We start from the raw sequence: 15,730 nt of genomic DNA, 5'->3' as shown, positions 1-15,730 counted from the left end.
CCTGCTGGAGCACGGCGGCGATCTCGGGGTCGACCACCGACACGGGCTGGTCGAACGAGGCGGCGACGCCGGGGCTGCCGGTCACGGCAGGGCGGGACGGGGCGGGCTCGGCGGCAGGAGTCGGGGAGGCGGTCGCCTCGATCCCTCTCGACGCCGGTGCGCCGACGGGATCGTGGGACGGCTTTTGTTGCGGCGGGCGTCCCGTCCTCCCGGGGGTCGCGCGCGTCGCTCCGGCATCGTCCGACGCAGCCCGTCCGGCCACGGCCGGCACCGTGCTCCTCGGAGCGGCGCCGGAACCGCTGGACCGCCCCGCCGGATCGCCGTCCGCTGCACTCGTCCGGTCCGCGGCCTCCGGGTCCGTCTCCGGCCGGTCGGCGCTCGCCGCCGCTCCTCCGCTCGATGTGGGCGCAGCCGCCTCGGCCGTTGCACGCTCGTCCACCCGCGCGGAGGCGTCCTCCGCCGCCACGAGCGCGCCGCCCCCGTTCCCGGACAGCAGAACCGCCGCCCCGACGACTCCCGCGATCGCGAGTGCCGCCGCAGCGGACGCGGCGACGACCACTCCTGTTCCGCTGCCCGCTCTCGACGCTCGGACCGCTCTCGACGCTCGGACCGCTCTCGACGCTCGAACCGCGCTCGACGCCCGGACCGCGCTCGGCAGCGGACCGGAGGCCGCGCCGGAGCCCCCGCCCGCCGCCCAGGCTGCCGCACCGCTCACGCCGGCCGAGAGCGGCAGCAGCACCGACGCGAGGCGGCGCGCAGTGCTCTCGGCCTCCGCCAGCGCCTCCCGGCAGGAGAGGCACCCGTCCAGGTGCCGATCGATGCGGTGCCTGTCCCGGACGGGGGCTCGTCCTCGCGCGTACGTCCCCGCCCGCTCGAGCACCCACTCGCACTCGCCCGTCGCCGAGGCGTCCGCCACGTGCTCCCGGATCCACGCGGAGCGCAGCCCCTCCCGCGCCCGCACCCCGAGCGCTGCGACCGCGTTGGGCCGCAGGCCCATCAGCGGTGCGGCGGCGGCGGGGGACAGGCCCTCCACCTCCGTGTACCAGAGCACCTCCTGCCAGCGCGGCGGCAGCGCCCGGAACGCGCGCGCGCCCAGGTCGCGCTCGAGGGCGGCGAGGGCGTGCGCCTCGGGATCGGGGCCGGCAGAGGGGAGGGCGCGGTCGGCCTCGTCGAACGGCCGCTCGTGCCGGTCCCGCCGGGCCCAGGATCCCGCGACGTTGCGGACGGTGGTGAAGAAGTAGGGGCGGAAGGCGCCCTCGGGTCCGCCGCCGCGCTCGATCGCCCGCAGGACGCGGAGGAACGCCTCCGAGACCAGGTCGTCGGGGTCGGAGCTGCTCGCCCACGCCCGGGCCACGGTGCGCCCGGCCGAGGAGTGGCGGCGCCAGAGCTCGGAGACCGCGTCGGTGCGGCCCTCCCGGACCAGCGCGACGAGCTCCTCGTCGCTGCGGCCGTCGATGCGCTCGGAGCGGCGTCGAGGACTCACGGCGACGCCCTCCCTCCCGGTCCCGCGCCGGGACCGCCCGAGGGATCGTCGCACGATCGCGCGTGCCCGTCCCCGACTGGCGCGACTCCCGCGCCACCCGGCCCGCTTGCTAGAGTGAGCCCGCCGCGACTGGCGTTCGGATGGGTGACCATCAGGGAGCGGCACCTCCTCCGGGGCAGCGCCCCGGACACTTTTCCCGCCGCACGCCTGGGCTGGAACGGATACCGTAGATCGGGTCGCCCGAACGAGCCGTGTCGCGCCGCAGCGACCTGCCGGGCCCCTTCCGTTTCCCAGCCAAGGAGCGTCCGTGTCCTCTTCCCCCGCCAGCCCCGGCGTCGCCGCCTCGTTCGACCAGCCCGTGTCGGTGGTCGACCCCGAGATCGCCGCCGTGCTCCAGCAGGAGCTCGACCGCCAGCGCGGCTACCTCGAGATGATCGCGAGCGAGAACTTCGTGCCGCGCGCGATCCTCGAGTCGCAGGGCTCCGTCCTGACCAACAAGTACGCCGAGGGCTACCCCGGACGCCGCTACTACGGCGGCTGCGAGTACGTCGACATCGCCGAGCAGCTCGCGATCGACCGCGCCAAGGCCCTCTTCGGCGCCGAGTTCGCCAACGTCCAGCCGCACTCCGGAGCCTCCGCCAACGCCGCGGCGCTCGCCGCGCTCGTGCAGCCCGGAGACACCATCCTCGGCCTCGAGCTCGCGCACGGCGGCCACCTGACCCACGGCATGAAGCTGAACTTCTCGGGCAAGCTCTACAACGCGACCGCGTACGGCGTCGACCCGCAGACCTTCCGCATCGACATGGACGCGGTCCGCGAGAAGGCCCTCGAGGTCCGCCCGCAGGTGCTCATCGCCGGCTGGTCCGCCTACCCCCGTCAGCTCGACTTCGAGGCGTTCCGCGCCATCGCCGACGAGGTCGGCGCGAAGCTCTGGGTCGACATGGCCCACTTCGCCGGCCTCGTGGCGGCGGGGCTGCACCCGTCGCCGGTGCCCTACGCCGACGTCGTGACCACCACCGTCCACAAGACGCTGGCCGGCCCGCGCTCGGGGCTCATCCTCGCGAAGCAGGAGTACGCCAAGAAGCTGAACTCGGCCGTCTTCCCCGGCCAGCAGGGCGGCCCGCTCATGCACGTGATCGCCGCGAAGGCGACCGCGTTCAAGCTCGCCGGCGAGCCCGAGTTCGCCGATCGCCAGGCACGCACCATCCGCGGCGCGCAGATCCTCGCCGAGCGCCTCACGGCGGCCGACTCGAAGGCCGAGGGCATCGACGTCCTGACCGGCGGCACGGACGTCCACCTCGTCCTCGCCGACCTGCGCGACTCGCCGTTGGACGGCAAGCAGGCCGAGGACCGCCTCCACGAGGTCGGCATCACGGTCAACCGCAACGCCGTGCCGTTCGACCCCCGCCCGCCGATGGTCACCTCGGGCCTGCGCATCGGCACGCCGGCGCTCGCGACGCGCGGCTTCGGCGACGCGGAGTTCACCGAGGTCGCCGACGTCATCGCCGAGGCGCTCAAGCCCTCGGCCGACCTCGAGGCGCTGCGCGGCCGTGTCGCCCGTCTCACCGACGACTTCCCGCTCTACCCCGGGCTGTAGTCGATCCGCTGCACCACCCGCGCGGCGGAGGACGGGGCACCGCCCACCTCCGCCGCGCCACGACCGAGGAGCCCGAGATGACGGCACAGGTACTCGACGGCGTCGCGACGGCGACGGCGGTCAAGACGGAGATCGCGGAGCGGGTCGCCGCTCTACGCGAGCGGGGCGTCGTGCCCGGGCTCGGCACGCTGCTGGTGGGGGACGATCCCGCCTCCCGCTCGTACGTCGCGGGCAAGCACCGCGACTGCGCGGAGGTCGGGATCGAGTCGATCCGCGTGGACCTCCCCGCGACCGCGTCGGCGGACGACATCCGCGCCGCCATCCGGCAGCTCAACGACTCGGAGGCCGTGACCGGGTACATCATCCAGCTCCCGCTGCCGGAGGGCATCGACGAGAACGCGATGCTCGAGCTCATGGATCCGGACAAGGACGCCGACGGCCTGCACCCCACCAACCTCGGCCGCCTGGTGCTCGGCGTCGAGGGTGAGCTGGACAGCCCGCTGCCCTGCACGCCGAACGGGATCGTCGAGATGCTGCAGCGCCACGGCATCCCGACCTCGGGCCGGCATGTCGTCGTCGTGGGCCGCGGGCTCACCGTCGGCCGTCCGCTCGGGCTCCTGCTCACGCGGAAGGGCCTCGACGCCACCGTGACCCTCACCCACTCCCGCACGGCCGATCTCGCCGCGGAGGTGCGCCGCGCCGACATCGTGGTGGCCGCCGTGGGCGTGCCCGGGCTCATCCGCGCCGACTGGGTGAAGCCCGGCGCCGCCGTGCTCGACGTGGGCATCACGCGGGTCGAGAACCCGGAGACGGGCCGCGCGAAGCTGACGGGCGACGTCGCACCGGAGGTGGCGGAGGTCGCGGGCTGGCTCTCGCCCGTGCCCGGCGGCGTCGGCCCGATGACGCGCGCGATGCTCATCCACAACGTGGTGACGGCGGCCGAGCGCGCCCTGCGCTGACCGGTCCCGCGCCACAGGACCCGCGCCGGACCGCGCTCGGGGGCGACGTCCAGTCGCCTGCCGGTAGCGTGGCCCGGCGCTCTCGCGTCCCCCACCCCGTCGGACACGTCCTCGGAGCGCGCCCCGCCCCACGAGGAGAACCCATGCTCACCGTCACCGCCTACGCCGCCCCCTCCGCGACCGAGCCGCTCGTCCCCACCACCATCGAGCGCCGCGACGTCGGACCGCACGACGTGCTCATCGAGATCGCCTACTCCGGCATCTGCCACTCCGACATCCACACCGTCCGCGGAGACTGGGGTCCGGTGGCGTACCCGCTGACCGTCGGCCACGAGATCGTCGGCGTCGTCGCCGAGGTCGGCTCCGAGGTCACCAAGCACTCCGTCGGCGACCGCGTCGGCGTCGGCTGCATGGTGAACTCCTGCCGCGAGTGCGAGAACTGCCTCGCGGGCGAGGAGCAGTACTGCCTGAAGGGCAACACCGGCACCTACGCCTCCGTCGACCGCGACGGCACCATCACCCAGGGCGGCTACTCCACGCACGTCGTCGTCGTCGAGGATTTCGTGCTCCGCGTGCCGGAGTCGATCCCCTACGAGGCCGCTGCTCCGCTGCTGTGCGCGGGCATCACGACCTACTCGCCGCTCTCGCACTGGGAGGCGGGCCCCGGCAAGCGGGTGGCCGTCGTCGGCCTCGGCGGGCTCGGCCACATGGCAGTCAAGTTCGCGCACGCGATGGGCGCCGAGGTCACCGTGCTCTCGCAGACCCTCAGCAAGAAGGAGGACGGCCTCCGTCTGGGCGCCGACCACTACTACGCGACGCGCGACGAGGCGACCTTCACCGATCTCGCGAACACCTTCGACCTGATCGTCAACACGGTCAGCGCGCCCCTCGACCTCGACGCCTACCTGGGGCTCCTGCGCCGCAACGGCACGATGGTGAACGTGGGCGCTCCGGCCGAGGCGCTGCCGCTGCACGTCTTCACGCTCTTCGGCGCCCGTCGCTCCTTCGCGGGCTCGGGCATCGGCGGCATCCGCGAGACCCAGGAGATGCTCGACTTCTGCGCCGAGAAGGGCATCGCGAGCGAGGTCGAGGTCGTCTCGGCGTCGCAGATCAACGAGGCCTACGAGCGCGTCCTCGCCTCGGACGTCCGCTACCGCTTCGTGATCGACGCCTCCACGTTCGAGAAGTGAGGGCGGCCGGGGCGCTAGCCTCGGCGGCATGAGCGAACGGAGCCACCCGGCCGTCGACCGCGTCCTCGCCGACCTCGACCGGCACGGCGTGCACCCGACCGTGCGCTGGCTCGATTCGGCCGCGTCGACGGCGGCACTGGCGGCCGAGGCGCTGGGCGTCGACGTCGGCCAGATCGCCAACTCGCTCGTGTTCCTGATCGACGGTGCGCCGCTGCTGGTCCTGACCAGCGGCGGCCACCGCGTCGACACCGCCTGGCTGGGCGTGCAGCTGGGCGGATCGATCACCCGGGCGCCGGCCGCGGAGGTGAAGTCCGCGACGGGCCAGACGATCGGCGGGATCGCGCCGGTGGGCCATCCCGCGCCGCTGCGCACCGTGGTCGACACGGCCCTCGCCGCCTACGACGTGGTCTGGGCTGCGGCCGGGCACGCGCACACCGTCTACCCGACGAGCTTCGCCGAGCTGGTCCGGGTCACCGGGGGAGAATCGCGCGCCGTCGTTCCGCCGGATCCGGCGCCGTAGCGGCTGGACGAGGAACGCCCCCTGCGACGCGAGGTCGCAGGGGGGCGTCGACGGGAGCAGAGGTCAGAGCACGCGACCCGCGCCGTCGGCGGCCGTGACCAGGAAGAGCTCCGGAGTCGCGAAGCCCTTCTCGGCGAAGGCGGCGAGGACCGCGGCGCGGACCTCCTCCTCCTTCTCCACCGGCGTGAGGGCGATCGCGGAGCCGCCGAAGCCGCCGCCGGTCATCCGGGCGCCGATCGCTCCGGCGCCGCGCGCCGCCTCGACGGCGGTGTCGAGCTCGGGCACCGAGATCTCGAAGTCGTCGCGGAGTGAGACGTGGCCGGCGTCGAGCAGATCGCCGATCGCCCGGGGACCGTGCTCGCGCAGGGTGCGGACGGTCTCGAGCACGCGGGCGTCCTCGGTCACGACGTGCTTCACGCGCCGGTAGGTGACGTCGTCGAGGAGCTCCTGGGCGCGCGGCAGGTCGTCGACCGTCAGCTCGCGGAGCGACGGCACGCCGAGGGTCGCGGCGCCGAGCTCGCAGGAGGCGCGCCGCTCGGCGTAGCCGCCGGTGGCGTGCGCGTGCTCGACGCGGGTGTCGACGACGAGCAGGACGAGCCCGGCCTCCTCGAACCCGAGGGGGACGACCTCGGTGTCGAGGCTGCGGCAGTCCAGGAACACCGCGGCGTCGCGCTTCCCGAAGAGGGAGGCGGACTCGTCCATGATCCCGGTGGGGGCGCCGACCGCGACGTTCTCGGCGCGACGACCGACGCGGGCCATCGTCGCGCGGTCGAAGCCGAGGTGCCAGAGCTCGTCGAGGGCGACGGCCATCGCGCACATCAGCGCCGCCGAGCTCGAGAGCCCCGCGCCGACCGGCACGTCGGAGTCGACGTACGCGTCGAAGCCCGAGCGGGAGCCCAGGTCGACGCCGTACTCGGTGAGCGCCCAGACCACGCCGAGCGGGTAGGCCGACCAGCCGGTCACGGCACCGGGGCCGAGCTCGTCGAGAGCGACCTCGACCACCTCGGGGGAGAAGGCGCTGCTGATCCGGATCAGGCGGTCCTCCCTCGGAGCGACGGCCATCGCCGTGGCGCGGTCGATCGCGAAGGGGAAGACGAAGCCGTCGTTGTAGTCGGTGTGCTCGCCGATCAGGTTCACGCGGCCGGGGCCGGCCCAGACGCCCGCGGCAGGGCGGCCGAAGGTGCGCTCGAAGGCGGCGGCCGCGCTCTCGGCGACGGCGGTCAGGGAGGCGGGAGCGGCGGTCATCGGTTCTCCTCGGCGATGTCGGCGGCGGTGGTGGCGGGAGTGGCGGCGCCGCCGGGAAGCGAGTCGTCGCTGTGCGCGGCGACCGGCAGCGCCGCGTCGGGGCGCTGTGCGATCCCGGCCTCGAGCACGGCCGCGTCGGCCCGCTCGATCGCCGCGCGCAGGGCCGCGGCGCTCGTCTCGGGGGCGATGTCGCCGATCCAGGCGCCCATCGCGGCCTCGCTCCCCGCGAGGTACTTGAGCTTCGTCTCGGCGCGGCGGGGCGAGGTGATCTGGAGCATCAGGCGCACCTCGTCGCGGCGCTCGTGCACCGGGGCCTGGTGCCAGGCGGCGATGTAGGGCGTCGGGGTGTCGTAGAGGGCGTCGATGCCGCGGAGCAGGCGCTGGTACATCGCAGCCAGCTCGTCGCGCTCCTCCGGGGTGGTCGCCGCCAGGTCCGGGACGTGGCGGTGCGGCAGGAGGTGCACCTCGACCGGCCAGCGCGCGGCGAACGGCACGAACGCGGTGAAGTGCTCGCCGCGGAGGAGGACGCGCTCGCCGGCCTGCTCGAAGGCGAGGACGTCGGCGAACATCGACGGCCCGTAGCTGTCGAGCGAGGCGAGCAGGCGGGTCGTGCGCGGCGTGACGTAGGGGTAGGAGTAGATCTGCCCGTGGGGGTGGTGCAGCGTGACGCCGATCGCCTCGCCGCGGTTCTCGAACGGGAACACCTGCTGCACGCCGGGAAGGGCCGAGAGGGCGCCTACGCGGTCGGCCCAGGCCTCGACCACGGTCCGGGCGCGGGAGGCGCTGAGCGTGGCGAACGAGCCCTCGTGCTCGGGGCTGAAGCAGACGACCTCGCAGCGGCCGACGCTGGTCAGCGTCCGGCCGAGCCCGAGGGTGCGCAGGTCCTCCAGGGAGGCGGGCGCGTCCGCGTCCTCGAGGAGCGGGCCGAAGGAGGGGGAGCGGTTCTCGAAGACGGCGACGTCGTAGCGGCTGGGCACCTCCGACGGGTTCGTCGGCGACGCCGGGGCGAGCGGATCGAGCTCGGCCGGCGGCAGGAACACGCGGTTCTGGCGCGACGCGGCGATGGAGACCCACTCGCCGGTCAGCACGTCCTGGCGCATCCGCGCGGTGGCGGGGCGGGGGTCGAGGTGGCGTGCGTCGGCGGCGCGCTCCGGGGGGAGGGTCGTGTCGGCGTCGTCGAAGTAGAGGAGCTCGCGGCCGTCGGCCAGCGTGTGCCGGCGCTTGACGACGCCGGCGGAGAGTGTGATCGCTTCGTTCATGGCAGGAGTCAGACTAGGGCCGCACCTTCGAAAAGGAAAGCTCGTTTTCCCTTTGACAAGTCCACCGGCCCGCGGGCACGATGGGCGGATGAGGACGGACGGCGAGCAGGAGTCCACGTCGGCGATCGAGCGCCGGCTGCGGCTGCGTCTGGCCGCCGAGAGCTCGGGCTTCGTCGGGGTCGCCCCGATGGCCGACATGCTCGGGGTCTCGGTCGTCACCGTCCGCTCCGATCTCGCCCTGCTCGCGAGCGAGGGCGTCCTCCAGCGGGTGCGCGGCGGGGCGATCCCGGCGCCGAGACGCACCGGCGAGCGCTCGCTCGAGGAGGGCCTGAGCGCCGCCTCCGACGAGAAGGCCGCGATCGGCGAGGAGGCCGCCGCCTCCGTCTCCTCCGGGCAGAGCATCGTGCTCGACGTGGGCACCACACCGCTCGCCATCGCGCACGCGCTCGTGGCGCGGGAGGAGCTGCGCGACGTCACGGTGATCACGAACGGCCTCTCCACGGCGCTGGCGCTCGAGCCGGCCATCCCGCGCTTCACGGTCGTCGTCACCGGGGGCACTCTGCGGCCGCTGCAGCACTCGCTGGTCGAGCCGCTGGCGTCCGAGCTACTCGAGCGGATCCGCGCCGACATCGCCTTCATCGGCTGCACCGGTGTGCACCCCGAGGCCGGCGTCACCAACGTCAACCTCCCCGAGGCGACCCTGAAGCGCCGGATGCTGCAGGCGGCGACCCGCCGGGTCGTGGTCGCGGACTCCTCGAAGCTCGGAGTGGTCGACCTCGGCCGGGTCGCCGCTCCCGACGAGTTCGACCGTCTGCTCACGGGGGCGGGGGCCGCCGACGGACTCGTCGCCGCTCTGGAGGAGGCGGGGCTCGCGGTCACCCGCTGCCGGACGCTCGGCGAGCGCGTCAGTCCGTAGGATCGAGGAATGGCCGACTTCACCCCCGCTCCCGCCACCGGGCGCCAGTTCCCGCTCGACCTCACCGCCGAGGGACGCACCCTGCACGCCGTCGTGACGGAGGTGGCCGCAGCGCTGCGCCACCTCTCGGTCGACGGAGTGGAGATCACCGCCTCCTACCCGGAGAGCACCGTCCCGCCGTTCGGCTCGGGCATCGTCCTGATGCCCTGGCCCAACCGCGTCAAGGACGGGCGCTGGCACCACCGCGGCGAGACGCTCCAGCTCGCGATCACCGAGCCGAAGTACCACAACGCCATCCACGGCCTCCTGGTGAGCACCCCGTACCGCCTCGTCGACCAGGGCCCGTCCTTCGTCGAGCTGGCCGCGCCGGTCGTGCCCCAGGCGGGCTACCCGTTCCACCTCGAGACCTCGGTCCGCTACGAGCTGCAGGCCGACGGACTGAAGGTCGTCCACCGCGTCGTCAACGTCGGAGCCGACGAGGCGCCCGTCGCCATCGGCACGCACCCCTTCCTCGCCATCGGCGACGTCCCGACCGACGAGCTCGAGATCACCGTCGACGCGGCGGTGCACATCGAGGTCGACGAGCGCCTCAACCCCACCGTGCAGAACCCGGTCGAGGGCACCGAGTGGGACCTCCGCTCCGGCCGCCGCATCGGCGACCTGGAGCTCGACGACGCCTGGGCCGACGTCCGGATGGTCGACGGCGAGAGCGTGCACGGCCTCCGCGCCGCGGACGGCCGCCGCGTGCTCCTCTGGGCCGACGCCTCGCACAACTTCATCCAGGTCTTCATCACCCGGATCTTCCCCGACGGCGACGACGTGAAGACCGCGATCGCCGTGGAGCCGATGACCGCTCCGGCAGAGGCGTTCAACAGCGGGCAGGGCCTGCGCTGGCTCGAGCCGGGCGAGGAGTGGACCGTCGCGTGGGGCATCCGCCACGAGGGGTTCCCCACCGCGTCATGACCACCCTCGCGGCCGTCGGGCGCGACGACGAGGCCAAGCGCGTCGCCCTCGTCCGGATGAAGCGGCTCGCCACGGGCCTGCTCGTGGTGATGGCCGTCGTCTTCGCCGTGTCGTTCGCCCTGCAGGAGCGCTACCCGTGGCTGCAGTGGGTCCGGGCCGCGAGCGAGGGCGGGATGGTCGGCGCGCTCGCCGACTGGTTCGCCGTGACCGCGCTGTTCCGGCGGCCGCTGGGCCTGCCGATCCCGCACACCGCGATCATCCCGACCAAGAAGGACGAGATCGGCGCGAGCCTCGCGCAGTTCGTCGAGGAGAACTTCCTCCGCGGCGCCATCGTGCGCGAGAAGCTCGACTCCTTCGGGATCGCCCGGCGGGCGGGGCTCTGGCTCGCCGAGCCGGAGAACGCGCACCGCGTCGGCGGCGAGAGCGCGGCGGCCGTCCGCTCGGCGATCGCCCTGCTGGACGATTCCGATGTGCAGCGCGTGATCGAGGCGCTGGCGCGGCGCCACCTCCTCGACCCGCAGTGGGGCCCGCCGCTGGGCTCGCTGGTGGGCACCGTGGTCGAGGCCGGCCACCACCGGCGCCTCGTGGACACGCTGGTCGAGCAGGCGGAGGAGTGGCTGACCGCGAACCCGCAGAGCTTCACCCGCATGGTCAGCGGCCGCCTGCCGAGCTGGCTGCCCTCCGCGGTCAGCCGGGCGGTGGACGAGCGGCTGTACCGCGAGGCTCTCGTCTTCGTCGCCGCGGTGCGCGAGGACCAGGTGCACCCGTTCCGGATCGCGATCGACGGCTACCTCGCCACGCTGGCGCAGGATCTGGGTACCGATCCCGACCTGATCGCCCGCGTCGAGGAGATCAAGAACCGCGCCTTCGACAGCCCGCGCGTCCGCGAGCTCGCGGGGGACGCCTGGGAGGCGACGAAGGCCTCGCTCCTCGGCGCGATGGACGACCCGTCGAGCCCCCTCCGCGGCAGCATCGAGTCGATCGTGGTCGATCTGGGCCGCCGGCTCTCGACCGACGCCGACCTCGCGGCGACCGTCGACTCCTGGATCGGATCGGTCGCGGCCAACCTGGTCGACCGCTACCGCACCGACATCGCCAGCATCATCGGCGACACCATCCACCGCTGGGACCCGCGCGAGACGTCCGAGAAGCTCGAGCTGCAGGTCGGGAAGGACCTCCAGTTCATCCGGATCAACGGCACCGTCGTGGGCTCCCTGGCCGGGCTGGTCATCTTCACCGTCGCGCACGCGCTGCTCGGCTCGTGAAGCGGGGCGCCCGGGCCCGCTCCGCAAGCCCTCGTCGGCGTCGGTGGTCGGGCGTACGGTCGCACCATGAGCGATGACAACACCACCGATCCCGATGTCAAGACCGAGGGCGACGTCCTCGGCGCCCGTGCCGACGACGGCAGCGACACCAGCGCCAGCAAGGACCCGTCCGACTGGGTCACCGGCGACGAGCCGATGACCGGCCCGCAGCGCAGCTACCTCGACACTCTCGCGCGCGAGGCGGGCGAGACCCTGCCCGCCGACCTCACCAAGGCCCAGGCCTCCGAGCACATCGACCGCCTGCAGTCCTCCACGGGCCGTGGCGACGGCAGCAACGGGCACGACTGATCCCGCCGGGGCGCCCCGGGGCTGAGCATCAGTCCCCGTCGGCGCCCCCGTCCGGGGCGCGCACACCGCGCCCCGGCGTCCCTAGGGTTCCGTCATGGCGATCTCCCGCACCACGCGCAACGCCCTCGACCTCATCGACGCGATCCGGATCCCCGGCCGCATCGATCCCCGTCTGGCCCGGCAGGTGACCCTGTCCCTCCGCCAGCTCCTCGAATCCGGAGCCTTCGGCCCGAGCGAGCGGCTCCTCCGCCGCCGCGCGAGGAGGCTCCGCTCCCGCACCCGCGAAGCGGCCGCGTTCCGGCAGACGCGCCCGGCCGGCTGCACCGTCCACCCCTGAGCCTGCTGAACGGAGCCGCTCCGCTGTGACCGGCGACGGGACAGACACTGTCCGCGCGGTCGTCTAGAGTTCCTGGCATCCGGTCCGCCGGATGCCCGCCGCAGTCTCCCGGCCGGTCGACAACGGAGTCGTCCCGGCGCGGGTCATCCCCCCGTTCGCGCGTCGAACGCCCCGCTGGTTCCAGCACCCCGCTCCCTCCTCGAGAAGGGACTCCCGCGATGACGACCCGCGTCTCGCACACCGCGACGACCGTCCGCCTCGTCCGCTGGTACCGGATCGACTCCGACTGGCTCTCGGAGGTCGTCACCGGCCGCCTGCTCGAGCACCAGGACGGCCGCTGGCGCCTGCTCGTCGGCGAGAAGGTCCGCGACTACCCGGATGAGGTGTGGTCGCTCTGCCACGAGTGACGCCGTCGCGGAGCACCGCGGCCCGGACGAGGCGTCAGAGGTAGAGGTAGTACGTCTTCGCGCAGTCCGTCGAGCAGAACGGGTCACGGCGGCGGGCCGGCCGGACGCGGCACGCCTCGCACAGCCGCGGCCGGCGCAGGAGGACGCGGAGGACGGTCAGCACCTCTGCACGGTAGTGCTGCGACCTGGCTGCGCCCTGGCACTGTCCGGAAAGCGCGACCAGGCGGTCGTGTGGTGGGCCCCGTCGGGCTCGAACCGACGACCCGCGGATTAAAAGTCCGCTGCTCTGCCAACTGAGCTAGAGGCCCGCGCGCTCCAGGGTAGCGGGCCGTCGGCGCCCCCGGAGCAGGTGCGGCCCGGAGCAGGTGCGGCCCGGAGCGCGGACGATCCCGGAGCGGACCGCGTCCTCCGCGCGGGCATACCCGCCCAGCCGCGGGCGTTACCCTCCTCGAACCCCCTACGGAGCGCGAGCGCGAGAGCGTCCGCGCGCACGACCGCGGAAGGCGGCCCCATGACAGACGGCTTCCACAAGCCGACCAAGTTCCCCTCCCACGTCTTCGAGGCGTTCCAGGGAGGAGAGGACCCGGCGCAGATCAGCCGCGTCGCCCACGAGACCGCGATCGCGCTGCTGAGCCGTGTCCGGAACGACCCCGACCCGGTGGTCATCGACCGCCTGGTCGAGTACACCGACCACAACGGCATCGACGCGCTCGCCGAGCTCTGGGCGCGCTCCAGCGCGGCGAGCCTGCCGGGCGCCCTCTGGCGGATCTACCTGCTGCGGCTGGTCATCCGGCAGGACCCGGAGAGCACGAGCTTCCTCTACCAGCGCGGAGTCGAGCTGTCCGCCACGATCGACCCGGTGGTCGCCGGAGCCAGCACTCCCACGGGGCCGGCCGAGATCACCGAGCTGGCCGACCGGATCCTCCGCGGCGTCTTCGACGGCGACTTCGCGGTGGCACTGGACCGCGCCGCGGCGTTCTGCCGCGTGAGCGCCTCCGGAGCCGTCTCGGTCGCCGACGACGTGGAGCCGGTGAACCCCGCCCGGGCGAGCGAGCTGACCACCCGCGCCCTGCGCCTCTCGACCACCGCGGCCGAGCTCGTGAGCTGCGCGCGGCTGTGGCGGAGCGACTCCCTGGAGTGACGCGCAACCCGCGTTCACCCACTGCGAACGCCGCTCGCCGCCACCGCGGAGGCCTTTGGTAGACTGGCGGAAGCCGGATCGCAGTAACCCCGGGCTCCACTTATAGCCGCTTCGAGCGGCCTCGCGCCGAGAGGCGTTCCTGCGGTCCGGCCCCTTCTCTGCTCGCATCGCCGCCACGGTGCGCGAGGCGAGGGCCCAGGAGGAGTCGATCCTCGCCCGAGTCCCCACAGACAGGCGCCAGCGGAATGAAGAACAGCAGAGCTCTCCGGATCGGCGCGCGCGTCTGGGCGGGGGCGGGGCTGCTGGTCGTCGCCGCCCTCTACCTCCTCGCCGCGCCGAGCGTCGACGACGCGGAGGGCGCCCAGTTCGCCGCGGGGGTCTCGCTCTCGCAGGGCACGGTGATGCGCGTCCTCGCGGTCCTCGACGTGCTCGCCGGGCTCTGGGTCCTCATCCGCCCGCGCAGCTATCCGGGCATCACCGCTGCGGCGGTGGCCGTGATCTCGCTCTGGCTGGCCCCCCGGCTGGGCGACCCCGCGCTCGTGCCGATCGGCCCGTTGGCGCTGGATGTCCGATTCGTGACGCATCCGATCGAGGTGTCGGTCGTCGTTGCAGGCCTGGCCGTGACAGCCTTCTGGATGACGCGGAATCTTTCAGCCCGGGCGCGGGCGAGGCGGGGCTGATGACGGACGACACCACAGCGGAGGCGGCTGTCCTCCTCGAGCGCATCGCCGGGGGAGAGCAGGCCGCGTTCGCCGCGCTCTACGACCAGATGGCCGGCCGGGTCCTCGGCCTGATCATCCGCGTCCTCGTCGACCGCTCCCAGTCCGAGGAGGTGGCCCAGGAGGTCTTCCTCGAGATCTGGCAAACCGCTGGGCGTTTCGCTCCGAATAAAGGAAGCGCGACGACCTGGATCCTCACGATGGCACACCGCAGGGCCATCGACAGGGTCCGCGCGGCTCAAGCCGGCCGTGATCGGGACATGCGCATCGGAATCCGAGACCTCGGACGCGACTACGACCAGGTCTCCGAGCAGGCGGAGGTGTCCCTCGAGCACGAGAAGGTCGCGGCCGCCATGGGTCGCCTGACGGAACTGCAGCGGCAGGCGCTGCAGCTCGCTTACTACGGCGGATACTCGCACAGCGAGATCGCGGGGATCCTGCAGTGCCCCGTGGGAACCGTCAAGACACGCCTGCGTGACGGAATGATCAGACTTCGAGAAGAGATGGGGGTGGCCCTGTGAACGATGTGCGACTCCCCGACGGGATGGACGACCCGCGCGATCTCGCGGCGGGTCACGCACTGGGCATCCTGACGCCCGAGGAGCAGGAGCGCTACGAGCGCTTCCTCTCCGAGCACCCGGAGGCGCGCGGCGAGGCCGACGCGTTCGCCGAGGTGGCGGAGGCGCTGGTCGCCGACGCACCCGCCGTGGAGCCCTCGCCGGGCTTCAAGGCCGACCTGATGGCGCTCATCGCCACCACTCCGCAGCTGCCGCTGGAGGAGCCCGACGAGGACCGCGAGGCGCCCGCCGCGCCCCGTCTGGTCCCCGTCGCCTCCGAGGGCGAGCGGAGCGGTCCGACGGCTCGCCGGGACGGTGGCGGCAGCGCCGCGAACCGCGCCCGGAGCCGCTGGTTCGCCCGCCCCGCGGTCTACCTCTCGGCTGCCGCGGCCGCCGCGGTGATCGTGGTCGGCGGAGTGACCCTTCCGCCGCTGCTCTCGTCCGGCCCCGGCCAGACGCAGCAGCAGACGGCTCTGGAGCAGATCCGCAGCGCCGCCGACGCGCAGGAGACGACCGGCACGGTCGCCACCGGCGAGCAGGCGACGCTGGTCTGGTCGAGCTCGCTCGGCCGCTCCGCCCTCGTGGTGGACGACCTGGCGCCGCTGCCGGAGGACAAGACCTACGAGCTCTGGTACATCGGCTCGTCCGGTCCGGTCGCCGCAGGGACGTTCGACGGGGGAGAGGGCAGCACCGTGGCCCCGCTCGAGGGGAGCCTGACCGAGGGCGGAGTCGTCGCCGTGACGGTCGAGGACGCCGGCGGCTCGCCGACTCCGACCACCGATCCGATACTGGCGATCGACATCGCCTGACGGCCCGAACACGAG

The 15,730-nt window shown here is 73.5% G+C and carries 18 protein-coding genes and 1 tRNA gene; 14 read left to right on the top strand and 5 right to left on the bottom strand.

All coding sequences use genetic code 11. From position 1 onward, the window contains the following. The coding region (locus C5D04_RS06985) for a sigma-70 family RNA polymerase sigma factor (protein ID WP_104347457.1) at window positions 1-1,483 on the bottom strand (1,483 nt) is incomplete at its 3' end. Window positions 1,484-1,790: 307 nt separating this feature from the next. On the opposite strand from C5D04_RS06985, the gene glyA reads away from it, so the two are divergent. The 4 genes from glyA to C5D04_RS06965 all read left to right on the top strand — a co-directional run bounded on the left by glyA (window position 1,791) and on the right by C5D04_RS06965 (window position 5,749). Further along, window positions 1,791-3,080, top strand: coding sequence for a serine hydroxymethyltransferase (gene glyA, locus C5D04_RS06980; RefSeq protein WP_104295728.1), 1,290 nt, complete (start codon window positions 1,791-1,793; stop codon window positions 3,078-3,080). Between the two features lie 77 nt (window positions 3,081-3,157). After that, complete coding sequence (locus tag C5D04_RS06975; RefSeq protein WP_104295729.1) at window positions 3,158-4,039, top strand: bifunctional methylenetetrahydrofolate dehydrogenase/methenyltetrahydrofolate cyclohydrolase; 882 nt, start codon at window positions 3,158-3,160, stop codon at window positions 4,037-4,039. A gap of 143 nt (window positions 4,040-4,182) precedes the next feature. Beyond that, window positions 4,183-5,229: an NAD(P)-dependent alcohol dehydrogenase gene (locus C5D04_RS06970; RefSeq protein WP_104233905.1), complete on the top strand. Its 1,047-nt coding sequence runs from the start codon at window positions 4,183-4,185 to the stop codon at window positions 5,227-5,229. 28 nt (window positions 5,230-5,257) lie between these two features. After that, on the top strand, window positions 5,258-5,749 hold the full coding sequence (locus C5D04_RS06965; protein WP_104233904.1) for a YbaK/EbsC family protein: 492 nt from the start codon (window positions 5,258-5,260) through the stop codon (window positions 5,747-5,749). A 63-nt stretch (window positions 5,750-5,812) separates the two neighbouring features. Here C5D04_RS06965 and galK read toward each other — a convergent pair whose 3' ends face one another. Together galK and galT are read right to left on the bottom strand one after the other, a co-directional pair. After that, window positions 5,813-6,994 carry a galactokinase gene (galK, locus tag C5D04_RS06960; protein ID WP_104233903.1) on the bottom strand — a complete coding sequence of 394 codons (1,182 nt, stop codon included), beginning with the start codon at window positions 6,992-6,994 and terminating at the stop codon, window positions 5,813-5,815. Then, complete coding sequence (galT, locus tag C5D04_RS06955) at window positions 6,991-8,253, bottom strand: galactose-1-phosphate uridylyltransferase (RefSeq protein WP_104347456.1); 1,263 nt, start codon at window positions 8,251-8,253, stop codon at window positions 6,991-6,993. The genes galK and galT overlap by 4 nt, the downstream gene beginning before the upstream one ends. Before the next feature lie 88 nt (window positions 8,254-8,341). Between galT and C5D04_RS06950 the strand changes: the two genes are divergently transcribed. From C5D04_RS06950 to C5D04_RS06925, 6 genes are all read left to right on the top strand, one after another. Beyond that, window positions 8,342-9,169 (top strand): DeoR/GlpR family DNA-binding transcription regulator, encoded by an 828-nt coding sequence (locus C5D04_RS06950; protein WP_104233901.1) that lies wholly within the window; start codon window positions 8,342-8,344, stop codon window positions 9,167-9,169. A gap of 9 nt (window positions 9,170-9,178) precedes the next feature. Beyond that, on the top strand, window positions 9,179-10,132 hold the full coding sequence (locus C5D04_RS06945; protein WP_104233900.1) for an aldose 1-epimerase family protein: 954 nt from the start codon (window positions 9,179-9,181) through the stop codon (window positions 10,130-10,132). Further along, window positions 10,129-11,397, top strand: a complete 1,269-nt coding sequence (locus C5D04_RS06940; protein ID WP_104233899.1) for a DUF445 domain-containing protein — start codon at window positions 10,129-10,131, stop codon at window positions 11,395-11,397. Before C5D04_RS06945 ends, C5D04_RS06940 begins: the two co-directional genes overlap by 4 nt. Window positions 11,398-11,463: 66 nt before the next feature. Continuing rightward, the gene (locus C5D04_RS06935) at window positions 11,464-11,745 is read left to right on the top strand and encodes a DUF3072 domain-containing protein (protein ID WP_104224714.1); all 282 of its coding nucleotides are present in this window, start codon (window positions 11,464-11,466) and stop codon (window positions 11,743-11,745) included. 94 nt (window positions 11,746-11,839) lie between these two features. Continuing rightward, window positions 11,840-12,082 (top strand): hypothetical protein, encoded by a 243-nt coding sequence (locus C5D04_RS06930; protein WP_104273395.1) that lies wholly within the window; start codon window positions 11,840-11,842, stop codon window positions 12,080-12,082. Window positions 12,083-12,300: 218 nt separating this feature from the next. Next, window positions 12,301-12,489 carry a hypothetical protein gene (locus tag C5D04_RS06925; protein ID WP_104224712.1) on the top strand — a complete coding sequence of 63 codons (189 nt, stop codon included), beginning with the start codon at window positions 12,301-12,303 and terminating at the stop codon, window positions 12,487-12,489. A 34-nt stretch (window positions 12,490-12,523) separates the two neighbouring features. Here C5D04_RS06925 and C5D04_RS18630 read toward each other — a convergent pair whose 3' ends face one another. Beyond that, window positions 12,524-12,652 (bottom strand): hypothetical protein, encoded by a 129-nt coding sequence (locus C5D04_RS18630; protein ID WP_258059535.1) that lies wholly within the window; start codon window positions 12,650-12,652, stop codon window positions 12,524-12,526. Window positions 12,653-12,721: 69 nt separating this feature from the next. Continuing rightward, window positions 12,722-12,797 (bottom strand) — tRNA-Lys (locus C5D04_RS06920). 203 nt (window positions 12,798-13,000) lie between these two features. Here C5D04_RS06920 and C5D04_RS06915 point away from each other — a divergent pair. From C5D04_RS06915 to C5D04_RS06900, 4 genes are all read left to right on the top strand, one after another. Continuing rightward, the gene (locus C5D04_RS06915) at window positions 13,001-13,630 is read left to right on the top strand and encodes a DNA-directed RNA polymerase subunit beta (protein ID WP_104227273.1); all 630 of its coding nucleotides are present in this window, start codon (window positions 13,001-13,003) and stop codon (window positions 13,628-13,630) included. 245 nt (window positions 13,631-13,875) lie between these two features. After that, the gene (locus C5D04_RS18160; RefSeq protein ID WP_104266897.1) at window positions 13,876-14,310 is read left to right on the top strand and encodes a hypothetical protein; all 435 of its coding nucleotides are present in this window, start codon (window positions 13,876-13,878) and stop codon (window positions 14,308-14,310) included. Next, window positions 14,310-14,870, top strand: coding sequence for an ECF RNA polymerase sigma factor SigK (gene sigK / locus C5D04_RS06905; RefSeq protein ID WP_104224709.1), 561 nt, complete (start codon window positions 14,310-14,312; stop codon window positions 14,868-14,870). The genes C5D04_RS18160 and sigK overlap by 1 nt, the downstream gene beginning before the upstream one ends. Then, the gene (locus C5D04_RS06900; protein ID WP_146078416.1) at window positions 14,867-15,715 is read left to right on the top strand and encodes an anti-sigma factor domain-containing protein; all 849 of its coding nucleotides are present in this window, start codon (window positions 14,867-14,869) and stop codon (window positions 15,713-15,715) included. The genes sigK and C5D04_RS06900 overlap by 4 nt, the downstream gene beginning before the upstream one ends. The last annotated feature ends 15 nt before the right edge of the window (window positions 15,716-15,730 follow it).

Source organism: Rathayibacter sp. AY1D2 (assembly GCF_002932695.1).
Classification (GTDB): domain Bacteria; phylum Actinomycetota; class Actinomycetes; order Actinomycetales; family Microbacteriaceae; genus Rathayibacter.
This window is presented reverse-complemented; position numbering and strand designations above follow the sequence as displayed.

Bases quoted from the DNA above. Each gene is read 5' to 3' on its own strand.
- C5D04_RS06975 (WP_104295729.1), top strand. From the start codon at position 3,158: ATGACGGCACAGGTACTCGACGGCGTCGCGACGGCGACGGCGGTCAAG.
- C5D04_RS06970 (WP_104233905.1), top strand. From the start codon at position 4,183: ATGCTCACCGTCACCGCCTACGCCGCCCCCTCCGCGACCGAGCCGCTC.
- C5D04_RS06965 (WP_104233904.1), top strand. From the start codon at position 5,258: ATGAGCGAACGGAGCCACCCGGCCGTCGACCGCGTCCTCGCCGACCTC.
- galK (WP_104233903.1), bottom strand. From the start codon at position 6,994: ATGACCGCCGCTCCCGCCTCCCTGACCGCCGTCGCCGAGAGCGCGGCC.
- galT (WP_104347456.1), bottom strand. From the start codon at position 8,253: ATGAACGAAGCGATCACACTCTCCGCCGGCGTCGTCAAGCGCCGGCAC.
- C5D04_RS06950 (WP_104233901.1), top strand. From the start codon at position 8,342: ATGAGGACGGACGGCGAGCAGGAGTCCACGTCGGCGATCGAGCGCCGG.
- C5D04_RS06945 (WP_104233900.1), top strand. From the start codon at position 9,179: ATGGCCGACTTCACCCCCGCTCCCGCCACCGGGCGCCAGTTCCCGCTC.
- C5D04_RS06940 (WP_104233899.1), top strand. From the start codon at position 10,129: ATGACCACCCTCGCGGCCGTCGGGCGCGACGACGAGGCCAAGCGCGTC.
- C5D04_RS06935 (WP_104224714.1), top strand. From the start codon at position 11,464: ATGAGCGATGACAACACCACCGATCCCGATGTCAAGACCGAGGGCGAC.
- C5D04_RS06930 (WP_104273395.1), top strand. From the start codon at position 11,840: ATGGCGATCTCCCGCACCACGCGCAACGCCCTCGACCTCATCGACGCG.
- C5D04_RS06925 (WP_104224712.1), top strand. From the start codon at position 12,301: ATGACGACCCGCGTCTCGCACACCGCGACGACCGTCCGCCTCGTCCGC.
- C5D04_RS06915 (WP_104227273.1), top strand. From the start codon at position 13,001: ATGACAGACGGCTTCCACAAGCCGACCAAGTTCCCCTCCCACGTCTTC.
- C5D04_RS18160 (WP_104266897.1), top strand. From the start codon at position 13,876: ATGAAGAACAGCAGAGCTCTCCGGATCGGCGCGCGCGTCTGGGCGGGG.
- sigK (WP_104224709.1), top strand. From the start codon at position 14,310: ATGACGGACGACACCACAGCGGAGGCGGCTGTCCTCCTCGAGCGCATC.